This is a genomic window from Alteromonas marina, assembly GCF_000808575.1.
Lineage (GTDB): Bacteria > Pseudomonadota > Gammaproteobacteria > Enterobacterales > Alteromonadaceae > Alteromonas > Alteromonas marina_A.
Map to the genome: position 1 here is coordinate 262,842 of NZ_JWLW01000023.1, position 14,172 is coordinate 277,013.

At 44.3% G+C, this 14,172-nt stretch carries 16 protein-coding genes; 6 read left to right on the forward strand and 10 right to left on the reverse strand.

Annotated elements, in window-relative coordinates; genetic code table 11:
- The first annotated feature begins 2 nt into the window (after window positions 1–2).
- Window positions 3–1,022 (forward strand): outer membrane beta-barrel protein, encoded by a 1,020-nt coding sequence (locus RJ41_RS13420; protein WP_039221665.1) that lies wholly within the window; start codon window positions 3–5, stop codon window positions 1,020–1,022.
- Window positions 1,023–1,063: 41 nt separating this feature from the next.
- Here RJ41_RS13420 and RJ41_RS13425 read toward each other — a convergent pair whose 3' ends face one another.
- Window positions 1,064–2,440 carry a S8 family serine peptidase gene (locus tag RJ41_RS13425; RefSeq protein WP_039221668.1) on the reverse strand — a complete coding sequence of 459 codons (1,377 nt, stop codon included), beginning with the start codon at window positions 2,438–2,440 and terminating at the stop codon, window positions 1,064–1,066.
- A gap of 351 nt (window positions 2,441–2,791) precedes the next feature.
- Between RJ41_RS13425 and RJ41_RS13430 the strand changes: the two genes are divergently transcribed.
- From RJ41_RS13430 to RJ41_RS13440, 3 genes are read left to right on the forward strand one after another with little or no spacing between them, the layout of a single operon-like run.
- Window positions 2,792–3,286 (forward strand): RNA polymerase sigma factor, encoded by a 495-nt coding sequence (locus RJ41_RS13430; protein ID WP_039221670.1) that lies wholly within the window; start codon window positions 2,792–2,794, stop codon window positions 3,284–3,286.
- On the forward strand, window positions 3,283–4,122 hold the full coding sequence (locus tag RJ41_RS13435) for a hypothetical protein (RefSeq protein WP_039221671.1): 840 nt from the start codon (window positions 3,283–3,285) through the stop codon (window positions 4,120–4,122). The genes RJ41_RS13430 and RJ41_RS13435 overlap by 4 nt, the downstream gene beginning before the upstream one ends.
- Window positions 4,112–4,633 carry a CC0125/CC1285 family lipoprotein gene (locus tag RJ41_RS13440; protein ID WP_039221673.1) on the forward strand — a complete coding sequence of 174 codons (522 nt, stop codon included), beginning with the start codon at window positions 4,112–4,114 and terminating at the stop codon, window positions 4,631–4,633. The genes RJ41_RS13435 and RJ41_RS13440 overlap by 11 nt, the downstream gene beginning before the upstream one ends.
- Before the next feature lie 203 nt (window positions 4,634–4,836).
- Here RJ41_RS13440 and RJ41_RS13445 read toward each other — a convergent pair whose 3' ends face one another.
- The 5 genes from RJ41_RS13445 to RJ41_RS13470 form a co-directional block, all read right to left on the reverse strand.
- A complete protein-coding gene (locus tag RJ41_RS13445; protein ID WP_039221675.1) occupies window positions 4,837–5,028 on the reverse strand; it encodes a CsbD family protein in 192 nt (63 codons plus the stop codon).
- A gap of 199 nt (window positions 5,029–5,227) precedes the next feature.
- A complete protein-coding gene (locus RJ41_RS13450) occupies window positions 5,228–5,995 on the reverse strand; it encodes a siderophore-interacting protein (protein WP_039221677.1) in 768 nt (255 codons plus the stop codon).
- A gap of 429 nt (window positions 5,996–6,424) precedes the next feature.
- Complete coding sequence (locus tag RJ41_RS13460) at window positions 6,425–7,588, reverse strand: MFS transporter (RefSeq protein WP_338024998.1); 1,164 nt, start codon at window positions 7,586–7,588, stop codon at window positions 6,425–6,427.
- Between the two features lie 778 nt (window positions 7,589–8,366).
- Window positions 8,367–8,636 (reverse strand): GGDEF domain-containing protein, encoded by a 270-nt coding sequence (locus RJ41_RS19585; RefSeq protein WP_039221683.1) that lies wholly within the window; start codon window positions 8,634–8,636, stop codon window positions 8,367–8,369.
- On the reverse strand, window positions 8,636–9,115 hold the full coding sequence (locus RJ41_RS13470; protein ID WP_156964781.1) for a tetratricopeptide repeat protein: 480 nt from the start codon (window positions 9,113–9,115) through the stop codon (window positions 8,636–8,638). The genes RJ41_RS19585 and RJ41_RS13470 overlap by 1 nt, the downstream gene beginning before the upstream one ends.
- Before the next feature lie 121 nt (window positions 9,116–9,236).
- On the opposite strand from RJ41_RS13470, the gene RJ41_RS13475 reads away from it, so the two are divergent.
- Window positions 9,237–9,977, forward strand: a complete 741-nt coding sequence (locus RJ41_RS13475; RefSeq protein WP_039221689.1) for a DUF3299 domain-containing protein — start codon at window positions 9,237–9,239, stop codon at window positions 9,975–9,977.
- A gap of 18 nt (window positions 9,978–9,995) precedes the next feature.
- Here RJ41_RS13475 and RJ41_RS13480 read toward each other — a convergent pair whose 3' ends face one another.
- The 4 genes from RJ41_RS13480 to RJ41_RS19190 all read right to left on the reverse strand — a co-directional run bounded on the left by RJ41_RS13480 (window position 9,996) and on the right by RJ41_RS19190 (window position 13,081).
- Window positions 9,996–10,793, reverse strand: coding sequence for a 5'-nucleotidase, lipoprotein e(P4) family (locus RJ41_RS13480; protein ID WP_039221692.1), 798 nt, complete (start codon window positions 10,791–10,793; stop codon window positions 9,996–9,998).
- Between the two features lie 62 nt (window positions 10,794–10,855).
- Window positions 10,856–11,782, reverse strand: a complete 927-nt coding sequence (gene folE2 / locus RJ41_RS13485; protein ID WP_039221694.1) for a GTP cyclohydrolase FolE2 — start codon at window positions 11,780–11,782, stop codon at window positions 10,856–10,858.
- Between the two features lie 366 nt (window positions 11,783–12,148).
- Window positions 12,149–12,571 (reverse strand): YybH family protein, encoded by a 423-nt coding sequence (locus tag RJ41_RS13490; RefSeq protein ID WP_039221696.1) that lies wholly within the window; start codon window positions 12,569–12,571, stop codon window positions 12,149–12,151.
- Between the two features lie 333 nt (window positions 12,572–12,904).
- Window positions 12,905–13,081, reverse strand: coding sequence for a hypothetical protein (locus tag RJ41_RS19190; RefSeq protein ID WP_167334070.1), 177 nt, complete (start codon window positions 13,079–13,081; stop codon window positions 12,905–12,907).
- 117 nt (window positions 13,082–13,198) lie between these two features.
- Between RJ41_RS19190 and RJ41_RS13495 the strand changes: the two genes are divergently transcribed.
- Entirely contained in the window at window positions 13,199–13,981 is a 783-nt protein-coding gene (locus RJ41_RS13495) for a sulfite exporter TauE/SafE family protein (RefSeq protein WP_039221699.1), read from the forward strand.
- Window positions 13,982–14,172 lie beyond the last annotated feature (191 nt).

Genomic DNA, 14,172 nt, shown 5'->3' on the forward strand with positions numbered 1-14,172 from the left:
TAATGAATACGCAAATACTTCAACACTCATCAACAACAAACAACCTTATTCGTGGCGGCCGCAAACGCCTATCGCTGTCCGTGGCAGCTGTTCTACTCGGTAGTAGCGCTGCATATGCGGACTCTGGCAGTCACTCGCACAATGATGAAGATGCGAATCATACGAACGCAAAACACCAAACGATTTCATTCTCAGGGTCTGGCTATTTAGGGTACCGCTCTGATAGCAATGTGAGCGTTAGCGAGCTCGATACGAATTCAGGTGTGGCCGACGGCGCGGTACAGTCAGAAGCTCAGCTAAAGGTGCTGGTGAAGCCCACAGCGAAATGGGAAAATGTACTGTCGGTAAGTCAAACGAATACCAACTATCAAACGCTAAGCGAGTTCGATCTTCGCCTTACCACACTGTCCGCTAGCACCAGCTATGCGTTTGAGTTCGCCAAACTAGGAGCGCACTACTATCACGCTAGCGCTGAGCTAGACGGACGTGACTTCCTCACCTATCAACAATCTGGATTATCTGTCGGAAAATTGTTGGGGCAGCGCACTTACTTGCGTGTTAGTAGCGACCTTATCGATAAACAGTTCGAGAACACGCCTGAAGGTGCACCAATTCGAGATAGTGAAGCAGCTGCTGTGCGCAGTGACCTATTTTACTTCTTCGAAGGGGAAGACTTCTTCCAAATCGCACTTAAGTATCAAAATGAAGATGCCCAAAATAATGTGTTCGATTACACCGGTATTGGGATGGATCTAGCGTACACCTATCCTCTAGCGGTATTTAGTAAACCCTTGAAGCTTACGGTTGCCTATCAATTAGATGTAAGAGATTACGCCTCAGAACAAGATGGCGGTATAGGCAGGGAAGACGACAGACACGTTGTTGAGATGAGTGCCGATTACGCCATTCACAACAATGTTGATATTAAACTGTCTACGCAATATGGAGACTTTGCTTCTAGTGTCGATGGCGCAAATTATCAAGAAACCATTGCTGAGTTAGGCATTAACGTTCATTTTTAGTGGGCGTTAATATAAATTCTATAATGAACAGCACGCTTAATTTAAGGCAGCACACCAAAACCGAATACGCTGTCTCGTCCGGGAGCCCCTGCATCTAAAGCTAGCTGCTGAAGTTTCAACAAGGCAGCGTTCCTTTCTTGTTTTTCGCGCAAAAAGCATGCATACAAAACGGTGGCGCGCGGTGAAGCCATAGAGGTTCCCGTTTGCCTGATCGTTTTTCCATCAGGATGTGCGGCATCTACCGACACGCCAAACGCAGCAAAATCAACGTAATCCCCTTGGTTTGCCCATCTGTAAATTGCATTAGATTTATCAACGGCCGTAATGCCTAATGTCTCAGGATAAGCCGCAGGGTACAAGGGTAAAGAGGCTGGTCCCTCGTTGCCCACCGCAGCAATGATTTGAATACCGCTCTTATCCAGTTGATTTATGACCCGTGCTAAAATAGGGTTGTCGGGACCTGCAAGGCTCATGTTTATGGCGTCTACCTGCTGTGATGCAAGATAGTTTAAACCTTCAATTAACGACATTAGCGTAGCGCCTTGGCTAACGCTATTACGCGAATAAAACACACTGGCGTTAAATACCTGGCTAGACTTAGGCAACGACGCCGCCAATAGGCTGGCTACTGCGGTACCGTGGTCTGACGAAAAGGCAACGTCAGTTTCGCTGCCCGCATTGCCATCTTGCTCCTGATTTCGATCTTGATTATGACCGACAATAAAAGACGCTTGCGTTAAATTAACGTGTGAGAGCAGTGGGTGATTGGACGCTACATGAGTATCAACCATTCCAATGCGCAGTGGGGTTGGACAGGTTTCCAGCTTTTCACTGCTTATCTCTTGAAAAGACCCGTTCGAAGTGGGCTTGGTCTGTGATAAATAAATATGATTTCGACCAATTTGAGACTGCAAATTATGGGGCAAACTGTTGCGAATAGACGACACATCATCCTCATCTCCTGTGACTTTAACTTTAAAAAGCCACTGAGAGAGCGCGGGTAAAAACTGAGCTTTTTGTATTTCAATATTGGCACCCTGAAAGTGTACTTTGTCGGCTTCTTCCCCTAGGAATAGCCACTCTTTTTCGACAGCCAGAAAGCCATTTTCAACCGTTACTTCATTAACAACTACCTGGCCTGAAGTCGATAAAATAGTGGTTGCTGCAGGAGCGATAAATTGGGGGGCAGGAATGTCGCTTAGTACGCTCGACGCCACTATTGATAAGTCTCTGGTGCCTTCGATAGATGATTGCGCTTTTCGTCTTGCTTCCTCGCGAATGGCCTTTAGGTCGGAGGAGGTTCGATCAATTATCGGACGCACAGGAGACACCACTTGATTCAATGTTCCTGCTAGTTGGGCTTGTGATATTGGTGCCGCAATCAAACTCAAAATAGCCACAATGAGTGTGTACTTCATTTTACTACCTTTACGTTAACGTTGGGGCAGATCGGTGCCTAAAGAAGGAATGGCATAAATTGTGCCATAGCCTCTATTAGAAGCCTGTGGTCCATTGTGCACAAACGTTGTTCTAAATGTGCGTTAAAGGCGAACAGGTATTTACCACTACCTTACAGTGTAGTGACGATTAGACAGAAGAAAAATTCCAATGCGACCTTTTAGACTGTTAAACATTCGCCTTGTCTAGATGGCTCACAGACCGCTGCTATGCAGTGCAGTAAAAAAATAGGTCTTAGTACGTGGAATAAAAACAAAAGTGGCTCGTTAACAGAGTAGAGATAACGGGAAACCTCACAAAGGTACATGAAAATGAAAGATGAGTTGACTGAACTCGTCCCGTCATTGCGAAAGTTTGCATATTCGTTGACGGGTAACATGCATGATGCTGATGATTTACTTCAGAACACGCTTGAACGGCTATTGAGTAAACCGCTTCCTGAGCAAGTTACATTAATGGCTTGGGCATTTAGAGTGTGCCGCAACTGTTGGATAGACGAATACAGAGCGAAGAAGGTCCGTGCTAATGCCTGCGATGTTCTTTCTCACGAAGCGCAGTCTGTACATCAATTAAATATGGATGAGGCGGTGACGCAAGCGATAACGTTAAAACAGGTTTCCAGTGCCATGGACGAACTACCATATGAGCAAAGAGAAACCCTTTCTTTAGTGGCGGTACAGGGAATGAGTTACGCAGATGCTTCTGAAGTTTTGCAGGTGCCAGCAGGGACCATCATGAGCCGCCTTGCCAGAGCAAGAGTGAAGATATCAAACTTATTAAACGGGCCAAAAGAGGTGCTATCGTGATCTTAACTGACGAGAAACTCTCTGCGTTTTTAGACGGAGAGTTAAACACAGCAGAGATGGACACAGTCCGTGAAGCGATAGCACAAGATGCATCCATTTCTGACCGACTCGCCGCACTTGCAGAAGTAGACAGAGTAGTAAAAGTGGCGGCAGAAAAGGCGACTGCAGTTGCGCTACCTAAAGAAATTGTAGCCCTTTTGAATGATGAAAAACCGCTGAGCCAAGAAAGCGAAGTACAGGCCTCTGGCGTGAGCTTAGTTAGCGAAAGCTCGTCAAATCAGAGTTTTGCGGAAAATGTTAAGCCGTTTCCAAAGAAGGTGGACGTAACTAATAGTGGGCTAGGTGGGCAAACAAAGTGGAAAGGACCTTTTGCAATAGCGGCGAGTGTAGCGGTATTAGCAAGCTTAGTATTTTTTAATCAACAAGGGACTGAAACAGTACAACCTTCTCATTGGGCTAACGTTTCGTCTGTGCTCGATGAAAACCTTTCGGGTGAAACTACCTCGTTTGTTTCCGGCGTGAAGGTAACGCCACAGTTGTCTTTTTTAAACACCGAATTCAATTACTGCCGACAAGCTGAAGTAGCATCACAAGATGAACTAAGCGTAATGATAGCTTGTAAAGACAAGCAAGGCACATGGCTTCTTGCCGCTAGCAAATTGGATGAGGTAGGCGAAATGGCAGGTGATTATCAAACGGCTACTAGCGCCAAATCACTGGAAGATGAGTTAGATAAAATGATGGCATCGGCGCCACTAAACCGAGAGCAAGAAAAAAGCGCAATAGAAGCAACTTGGCTATCTGATAAGGCCAAAGGAGTAAATGATGAAAACTAAGATTATGTTAGTAATTGCGGTAATAATTATGGCGGGCTGTGCAAGCCAACCTGACTATAGACAAGCAAAGCAAGGTGGTTTTGGCTATACCGAAAGCAAACTGAGTGACATACAATACCGTGTGCATTTTAAAGCTAAAGGAACAGATAAGGCTAAAGCTATGGACTACGCCATGCTGCGTGCCGCTGAGCTTACGCTTTTAGAAGGATACGACTGGTTTGTTGTTACCGATCGCGAAACGTTAGTCGATAAAGAGACGGTTCAAACCACACCTACCGCTGGGTTTAGCCAGCGGTACGCAAGAGTTACCGATTGTGGTGTGCTGACATGCCGTACTTCTTATCACCCTACTACTCAATTTGAGACCGGTGTGTTTGTGGGTGGTTCCCAAAAAAGTGAGATTGAGAGCATTCTAAACATTGAATTAGGTAAAGGTACGCGCCCTTCATCAGCGACTAGTTTTGATGCAAGGGAAGTACGTGAAAATCTTCAGCCGAATATAGAAGAGTAATGTATTTCTCAGGCCATTCCTTAAATTTGGGTGGCAATTAGGTGAAATCGGTCTTCTAAAGTATCAGCGTTTTGCATTTATAGGCTGAACAAACAAAAAGGACCGCAACGTAAAGTTGCGGTCCTTATTAATTTTGCATTAGCAAATCACTACGCTTGCTAACAAGCACTCTCTCGTTCGAGCATTGAAGAAAATCTAAGATATTAGTTGAAGTACTCGTCTACTTCTTTTTCAGCCTCATCACGGGTTTTGCCGTACTCTTGCTGAATTTTCCCTACTAATTCTTCGCGGCGACCGTCGATAACATCTAAGTCGTCATTGGTAAGTTTGCCCCACTTCTGCTGTACTTTACCTTTCATTTCTTTCCAATTACCTTCAATACGATCACTGTTCATAATTCGCTCTCCTTATCCAAACAATTGGTCGAAAAACTGGCGTTGATATTCGCCAGTCATTTTACTTAGAGCAAATGATGTTCCGCAGTTTATCTTCTTGAAAAAATTACTTTTATTGTATTTTTTTAATGGTAAACCCAAAACTTTTTATGCAGATCTTACAAACGCTTGAAAACACTACAGGCTCATTGAGGCTATGTCAGGCTAACGTTTTTGCAAAGGCTTCGCTGTCTTGCCGTTTTTCTATTTTATGCTGATCTTCACTACGACCTTTTTTCCAGTAGCTACTAATGTAAATGTTGTTATGCGCTATGGCTTTGTCATCTTTTAGCCATGTTCTTATAGTGCGCATATCAGAGAATTCACACGCTACCCAAACTGCGGGTGTACCCTCTAGCCAATTAAGCTGAGAAAGGCGATTAGATAAGGTGTCTTCAAACTCCCATATCACCTCAATATCCTCAGGTTTTTTTAACACCACTGCGTCTTTTTCGTCTTCGATACGGATCACGGCATAGCCTTTGGCATGAGAGGGAAGTGCCGCTAAGTGATTTCTAATGCTAGGAAGAGCGGTCATATCGCCTGCTAACAATACCCAGTCGTAATGTTCGCTTAATCCTTTGCTAGAGCCTGGGCCCGCCAATGTAATAACGTCGCCAGGTTTAGCACTGGTCGCCCACGCTGAAGCCGGCCCAGTTTTTCCGTTATCTGCGTGAATAACCATATCCAAAACCATTTCAGGTTTGTTCGCATCAAAGTGAGCAATCGTATAAGTGCGCATTGCCACTTGGCCCATATCTGTAGGTTCGTTAAGCGGGTTTCCGTTTTTATCGAACATCAGCTTTACATAAGCACCCGCAGTTACTGCTGGAAAAGAGCGAAGGTCTTCACCACCTAAAAAGACTCGCTGCATAGTAGGGGTTATACGAACAGATTGCGTAACAACCGCTTGGCGGGGTTGAGGCATTGGCTTCTCCTTAAAAATGTACTTAAAGTTTATTTAATAATGATTCTTATTACCATTTATTAAGGTGGAACGATGACGTTTGTTAAATTCTATTTTTTAGATTAAATGCAGGGTATTACGACAACTGACTACGATTGTTGAGCCGAATTGTTAGATAAGTGGATTGAAATGCCGTTGTTGAAAGGTACTAATGTGGAAAATAGCGGTAAAAGAAAAGGGGCTAAAAAGCCCCTTAAAAAACCACAACATAACTTGGAAAACACATTTACACACCACAAAGACGCACACTCAACGACTTTATGTATTAGGTAAGATAGCTGAATTCTTAAAAGGTTCCGCTTTTTTAAAAATAAATAGTAAAAAATTAAATACCTTTGAAAAGCATCGATAAAACGACAGGTGCACGCTTTTAGTATTGGTCTTTAAATCTTACTCGCGGCGGCTAGCTCTTTGCAGTGTTATGTAAACTACACAAGTGGTAAGGGCAATGAGTACTGACGCTACAGCGAAAGGCAAGGCAATGTTAACTTGGTATATCACTGCTGCGAGTGGAGGTCCTATAACATAGCCCATGGCGGTTGTGGCCGTAATTAACCCGGTAATAGTCGCTTGTTGAGAAGGCGCGCAATAGGTTGTTGCGGCTGCGGCTAATGATGGGTAAGCCATGCCCATACCTAGCCCCATCAATATCATCGCACCATAAAGTACAAACAAAGAATGTTGAAGGAAGAGCAACAAGTAAGCTAGGCTCAATATTGGAAGTGCCAGCGAAATCATAGTCTCTTTACTTACGCGTCCTCTTTGAACCCATCCAAATTGTGCAGTAAGAGACGCTCCGGCACTGACCATCATAGCAAACCCTACTTGTCGTGCGGCTTCAACGGGCGAGTAATGATAAAAATCGATAAAAAAGAAGCCTAGCGACTGCTGCATCATTGCCATAGCGCAGAACACGCAAATACACGCAGCAACAAACACATAAGGCACTTTGGTGGGAGCTTGGTTGTCTTCGCTTTTATGCACAGCTGTCTGTTGTTTAGATAAAGGGGGTAAAACTGGCAGCTTAAAATACACCAACGTCAGTGCTAACAAGGTTAATAAAACAATACTGTACAGCGGAGCTATTAGGCCAAACCCCACCAATAACCCTGCGTAAGCTGGACCGAAAATCTGACCTACATTACTCGCTGAAGTCACTTTACTAATGGCACTCACTCTGTTCTGGGGAGTACTTATAGCGACAGCGTAACCTACGGCAGAGGGCGGCGTTGCAGACATTATAGTGGATTGCAAACTGCGACTTATTAATAATGCCAGAAACAAATTAGTACCGCTAATTAAGCCCGAAAACCCTGCCATCCAAGTGCTAGCAAAGGCAAATGTTCCCAAGCTATAGCCAGTTAGTCCAACCATCAGAATTCGCTTAAACCCAGCGCGCTTTGCTACTTTGCTCCACACATTGGTGCCAAATGCAAAAATTAGCGCTGAACTCGACATAATTGTGGCGATGTGAAACTCAGACAGGTCAGCCTGACGTCCCATAGAAGGTAAGGTGGTTAACATAACACTCTGACCAACAGACGTAGCGAGCAGCGCACAAAAAAGCACTTTAAAGACAGTAGAAGATGCTGGAGGCGATATCACGCAGGTAGCTCTTTAGGTAGGTGGCGAAGGTCGATAATATTTTATCACAAGTGAGGATAAAAAAATGCCCGCCAAAGGCGGGCCAAAATCAGAGGTATGTAAAGGCCGGGATGGGCCTTTGAGGGGAGAGGAATGTCGTCGGGTGACAACTCACTAATAACATCGACGATATTACCAGTGTCCTCACAATGGTCTCGCTGAAGCAACACACACGTACGTTCAACGAATCCAAATTGGGTCAACAGTCCCTTGCTGCACGAGACATCACTGTCAGTGCTTGCGATGTAGGTACTCAGAGCTTGTTTGCAATCCTTATGAAACTAAAGCCATGCTTCCTGCGAGTTTAATTAGGTTTTCATTTACCTAACCTCATCATCGACCAGCAGTTTAACGAATCTTCTACAGTCATCCCTTAACTCCAAATACCGACGTTTCCGTTTGTCCTTGGCGACCTCTCCATTTACTTCCAATGTCGTCGCCTTCAGTATTTGTCATCTACGTAATTTGGCCTCTCCGTCGCTAAAGCTTTCCTAGCTACAAACTACGTTCTGTGTTTATCCGTTAGTCTAATGTATGCGTAATCTGTGCCATATTGTGATCTCTCGCTTTTTGTTTTTTTAAGCTATTGAATTTAAGAGGTAATTTTGTTTTGTCGAAAAAGCTGAAAATATATTGAAAGGTGCAATGAGAAAAGATGTGTATATTTTTCCTAGTGACGTGTCTCAAATTACAAACAATTAAATATTACGGTTTTGCCTCTACCATACTCTTTGGCTTGGTAGAGTGCTATGTCTGTATTTTCCAAAACAGAGGTGACGCTTTGCGAGGTTGATATAGCCATTAAACCTGCTGAAAAGGTGAGTTTAATTTCATTAGATAGTTTATCTTGAGAGGTTTCTTTTAATGAGCAGCGAAACACGTCGAGGGATGCAAGTGCCTCTTTTAACGAAACGTTATCGAAAATAAATAAAAACTCTTCTCCGCCTAAGCGCCCCATTAATACATTGTCAAGGCTATATCGATATCTCCATTGGAAAGCGCCAACTTCGAGAGAGCAAGCAGTGCGTCAAAATAAAGGGCCTTGTTATCTAAGTTGCTGGCGAGTAAAAGGGCCGTTTCGTAATAAGAGCGCACAACCTCAATACTTTTTTCTTTGTCTGCTAGGCGTAGCAACATTTTTCCTTTTCCTAGCAGTGAGCGGGCTAGTAAAGGTGTGTCTTTACTACGTTGGGCAATTTCTATGGCTTGGTCGAAATACTTTTCTGAGCTATCGGCGTTTAATAATTCGTATTCTACTAGCGCAATTTTTTCGGCGAAGCGCCCTTGGATCAGTGCATTGTTTTTCTTTTTCGAAAAGTCATAAGCTTCTAGTAAATAGTTTCTTGCGTCTTCATATCTAGTTAGTTCTAAATAAACGATCCCAATTAACCCGGCAATATGAGGTGCTGAAATTTGCGTTTTAAACTGTATGGCCATTTCATAGGCCACCAAGTAGTTATCCAGTGCTAATTGGTGCTCTTGTATGCTTTCAAAGACTGTGCCGGTAACTTATACCCGTAAAGTTAAAATTTTAGAAAGTTAAAAGCTAGGATAATGTATGAAGCGCGCCACGTATGGTTTACTGGCTTCTCTTGTTGCTTTCACTGCATTGGGCGCGCTGGTGGGGCTTGGCCTGAGCGGAAAATTAAGCGGTAAGCTTGTTAGCGTAATTGAGCGTTTTTTTGAAAATAACACGGCGATTTATCAAGACAGCCACAGGTTAACTACCGTTCAACAGTTCCAACCCTTATCGTGGGACGCGCTGTTACCTGACGCCGAAAAGGCGCTGTTGGGCAAGACTCGAACGACTCAAAATCCTCAGCAGAATTTACCCCTTCATGAACAGGTATTTCAGTCTATTCGACGCACGTTTGACGATGAATACCAGCAAGCGCTTATCTCAGTGAATACGGTTGATACATTTAACGGCAAGTACGTCGAACTCAGCGGGTTTATTGTGCCTGTAGAGGCCAATGCACAGCGAGAAATAACGGCGTTCTTCATTGTGCCTTATTTCGGCGCGTGCATTCATTACCCACCCCCGCCACCGAATCAAATTGTGTTTGTTTCGTTGAATAATACCCACGAGCAAGGCGGTATTAGAGGAATAGACATCCAGCAGGCGTATACGTTCTCGGGTGAGTTTTCTACCGGGTTGTATGAAGACCCTCAGGGCACATCCGCTTACTTTCTGGACGTGGTAGAAATAAAGCTCTATTCAGGGCTGGGAAATGGCATTAACGGTGACAACGCTAATTTAACGAACGGCGCTTTCCATATAGAAAGCGACATTCGTTGATTTTACTTTATCAATGGTTTACCAAGAACCGTACATGGGGTTTGGCAGAATAAAAATCTCTGTGCCCACTCGTGGCATGAGCAACTCAACGTTGGCAGATTCTTGGGTTACGCCGCCCACATCTTCGATGTTGTCGCCAATTTGCATGATAATAGTGTGAGGCACAGCCCACGTAGACGTCGCGTCTTTAGACGTATTCGAACATGCGATCTTGCCCTGGGTAAGCTGCATTCTGCGCAAGTCTTTATCATTAACTATACCTTCTTGGCCTACCGCTTCTTTGTCTTCAGCAGTGCGACCAACAACACAGGTATTACTCGTGGTAAGCGGCAAACCTTGCGCCAAAAGGTTATTCCAGGTGTGACTATCAAGCGCTTTATTGCGATTCGTAATAAGCGCCACCTTTCCATTTCGTGCAACTACTTCATCGATGAAAGCGGCTACACCAGGCACCAGTGTGGCTTCTTCACGTTTTACCCATTCGGCCCAGCTTTGTGAAGAATATTCCAAGCCAGCACTTTCTCGTTCTTTTTGATAGGTGCTATTGTCTAGCACGGTTTCATCAACATCCATCACCACAACATCGCCATTAGCAAAACGCGTAGGTAGCGCTGAAATAGCTTGGCCATACACAAAACTTGAAAGAACAGGGTACTCTTTGCTGCTGGTTTGGTATATCACGGCATTTGACAAAGTGTGTGATTTTACGCCAGCAAGCGGGGTTGATGGCGTAGACGAGCACGCCGCAATAGCTGATACTGCAGCGCCTATGCACGCTGCTTTGCTGATGTAAGAGAGCTTGTTAAGAGATAACAATGTTATTTTCCTTTTATTGTTTCTTCTGCCTACCGGTTTCAACACCCAAATTATGTCTGAATTTATCGATGAACTGGGCCTGATAATTCAGCAATGGCGTCGTGTGCATGCAGACTTTCTTGATGTTCTACTTTTACACGAAAATAGGTAGCTTGGTAATACGTACTTAACGCTTCATGCAGTCGCCTTACCGAATCTTCTACAAACATTAGGTTTTCAGCATTACGCTTGGCAAACGCCTGTTCATCTTCACGCTTAACTGCGGTTTGAAGCGGTGTGCCTAACGCGTTTTCTACCAAGTCTATGATGCCAATAAAATCGGGGATCTCGTTGTCGCTTAAATCTAGGGTTATATCGGCAAAGGAACGCTGTGCATGCGCCGTGGCTATGCTGGCTTGTTTGGAAGCCAGCCAAGCCCCCATTTCTACTAAGGATAAATCTTTTCCTTCGAATTGCTGTATAAATGCATCTGACAACGCCTGGCGGGAAAGTGAGGCGGAACAAGGACAAGTACTAGAGTACGGTACTGTTAGCTTTAACTGTGCCTTATAACCGGTTGGTGAACGCCTTACGCAAAGTGAAGCAGGGTACGATTGATATCCTGACATCTTACTTATAAGCGCCGGGCGTGACACGGTGAGGTCAAAGTGTAAATTAAGCTGGGCGCTGTTGCTCAGCCCACCTTGAGACTCGATAAGCGAGTTCATTAACGATACAAGCGCCGACTTATGCAAGTCTTGGTTGCTCAAATACCGCTGCAGCAGATTGTACAAACGAGACATGTGAATGCCTTTAGCATTGGGGTGATCTAAACTTACTGTTACATCAACCGTAGCCTTACTGGCTAAGCGCTCACCGCGTTTACCTAAGATGTGTAGGGGTATGGCAATGCCCTGCATACCAACTTTATCAATAACCGGAACTTGCGCAGTAGATTGCTCGGTGGTGACATCGGGAAGTACCGTATTGTGAGAATTGAAACTGGCCAAAATTACCTCTGAATGAGACCTTAACAACGTCTTACATCACTATCTTTTAAAAAGCAGCTCGCTTTTGATGAAGTAATGAAACAATAGGTGATGGGGTTGTGCTGAGCTTTGCGCAAATAGCAATTCGCACTTTTGATGCTACAAAGCATTTGTTAGCTATTTAATTCACAGCGCTACAGACCCTGCCACACGCTTTGAGTGTTATAATATAACACACAAAGGGTTTTATTGATACATTATCACATTTAAGGTTTACAAAGAGCCTGATAATAGCGCTGTTTTAAAGCGCCATTGGCGTAATGACGTTAATCGCCGGATAAGCTGAAGCTCAGATTATTTAATGGGCATCAGGCTCAACTTTTAAAGCTACGCAAAATCCAGTAAGTCAGTACCAAAAAAGTTATCAATAACACAGCGCCATTCACCACTTGCATCCCTTTGTAGAACGTAAACGGCGCGCTTACCCTCGCAGGGTAGGGCGTTGGGTGTTGCTTTAGGAACAAGGTAAAGCTTCGCGACGACTAGCGCTACGTCGCCGGCTTGTATAACCCGTTCATCTCCGGTTGTAACAAAATGATCGGGCATGAATTTCTTTTGAAATTTAAGCAGGGCATCAACGCAGTCGCGCTGCGTGGCATTTTCTTCAGCGGCTTGGTTTTGCGTTGAATTAGACATGGGGGTAGCAACCACAGTTGCATCGCTCGCATAACATTGGGATAAGGCGTCTTGATCGCCGCGGTTTACTGCGTCATGCAACTGTTGTAACACGTTAGATATTGGATTGTTCATGGCTGTCGTTCCGTTATTTTTACCGCAAGACGAGCCAATAAAAAACCCGCCTTTGCGGCGGGTTTAGTGAATTCTATTTAAGCACTAGCTAACCCGCCCATTCCTTAGAATAGCGAGAATAATAATCAGCGCAGACGCTGAATAAGCAGTATGTGTATTCGTGTTTTTAGGCATAGTGATTAAAAACAGTGTGCTGCTAGTGAGTATTTAATGACCTGAGTATCCTGTGCACAATGAAGAAAGTCAATGGGTTTTTAGGTGTAGAAATTAGACCCATGCGGATGGGGGGCATGCGGTAAATGTAAGGTATAAGATGTAATGTGTAACGCTACCCTAGGCTTCAAATATGGTAATGCGAATAATCGAGCCCTGCTTTAAACCTTCATAAATATCTTTATCAGTGAACCCGCTATTGCGGAGAAGTTGCCTGGCAACAAGCTTAGCGCCTTTTGTACATTGCTTGTCGTGTATTATCCGAAGTGCTTTGTTTAAATAACTAATAGACGGCATGATAAATAACCTTACGCGCTAGGCGTGACTCTTGTATGATATTTAAACGATGTGTTTCGGTGTAATGATCACCAAAACCACGCAAACTGTGTTACGAATTAAAGTGGAATTTGACCCTTGGAGTTATTTTATAGCTGGTTAACGGCCAATGATGCGCTGTCGATATCATCTTCAGTAGTACTTGTTGTTACATCCTTCTTTACGTCGATGATGACAGCAACGCTGCGTATTGGTGGCGGGGTCTTATTACTGGCAGTAATGGCCGGTATTATGCCGATTAGTGCGCTAATTCCAGTTCACGGGTTAGTTCAGCTTGGTTCAAATGGAAATCGTGCACTGATGACGGCAAGGCATATCGACTGGAATATGCTGAAGTATTTTTCTTTAGGCGCAATCGTTGGCGCTTTTTTGGCCTCGTTTGTTGTGGTTCAGCTGCCGTTGGTTATTATTCAATTTGCGGTTGCCGCATTTATTTTATTTCTGGTGTGGGGGAGTAAACCCAAAGCACAAGAAATGAACCCCGCGGGTAGAACATTGGCAGGGTTAGTAACCACGTTGGTTTCAATGTTTGTAGGTGCTACAGGGCCTTTGGTTGCGGCATTTGTCCATCGAAACAATTACAGCAAAATGCAGATAACCGGCACGTTTGCCAGCTGTATGACACTGCAACACGGCCTTAAAGCGTTTGTTTTTACCTTTGTAGGATTTTCTTTTGGCCAGTGGGCGGGGCTTATCATTATTATGATTGCCAGTGGTGCGCTCGGCACATTCATCGGCTTGAAAGTATTAAAGCGTGTCCCAGCTGAAAAATTTATGCTGGCGTTCAAGATAGTGGTGACACTGTTGGCCCTGCGGCTCTTGTGGCAGGCATTCTCAACCTTATTTCCCGCTGTAATCTGACACAGTTCTTTACCTTCAAAATACTTACGTTAGAGCACAAGTTTTCATTTCTAGCGTTTAAGCTCTGCGGCTTTACGGCATGTGTATCAAACATTAAGAGAAGATAAACCAGCGGAGGCAGACCACTGGTTTATCTTTTGCCTTTAGCTTTTACTCAGGGCTGAACCCACATATTGCGTTTGGCTTTTGGG

What these genes read in the sequence shown, in the direction of transcription:
- RJ41_RS13420 (WP_039221665.1), top strand. Translation starts at nt 3, where the DNA reads ATGAATACGCAAATACTTCAACACTCATCAACAACAAACAACCTTATT.
- RJ41_RS13425 (WP_039221668.1), bottom strand. Translation starts at nt 2,440, where the DNA reads ATGAAGTACACACTCATTGTGGCTATTTTGAGTTTGATTGCGGCACCA.
- RJ41_RS13430 (WP_039221670.1), top strand. Translation starts at nt 2,792, where the DNA reads ATGAAAGATGAGTTGACTGAACTCGTCCCGTCATTGCGAAAGTTTGCA.
- RJ41_RS13440 (WP_039221673.1), top strand. Translation starts at nt 4,112, where the DNA reads ATGAAAACTAAGATTATGTTAGTAATTGCGGTAATAATTATGGCGGGC.
- RJ41_RS13445 (WP_039221675.1), bottom strand. Translation starts at nt 5,028, where the DNA reads ATGAACAGTGATCGTATTGAAGGTAATTGGAAAGAAATGAAAGGTAAA.
- RJ41_RS13450 (WP_039221677.1), bottom strand. Translation starts at nt 5,995, where the DNA reads ATGCCTCAACCCCGCCAAGCGGTTGTTACGCAATCTGTTCGTATAACC.
- RJ41_RS19585 (WP_039221683.1), bottom strand. Translation starts at nt 8,636, where the DNA reads ATGGGGCGCTTAGGCGGAGAAGAGTTTTTATTTATTTTCGATAACGTT.
- RJ41_RS13470 (WP_156964781.1), bottom strand. Translation starts at nt 9,115, where the DNA reads ATGGCCATACAGTTTAAAACGCAAATTTCAGCACCTCATATTGCCGGG.
- RJ41_RS13475 (WP_039221689.1), top strand. Translation starts at nt 9,237, where the DNA reads ATGAAGCGCGCCACGTATGGTTTACTGGCTTCTCTTGTTGCTTTCACT.
- RJ41_RS13490 (WP_039221696.1), bottom strand. Translation starts at nt 12,571, where the DNA reads ATGAACAATCCAATATCTAACGTGTTACAACAGTTGCATGACGCAGTA.
- RJ41_RS19190 (WP_167334070.1), bottom strand. Translation starts at nt 13,081, where the DNA reads ATGCCGTCTATTAGTTATTTAAACAAAGCACTTCGGATAATACACGAC.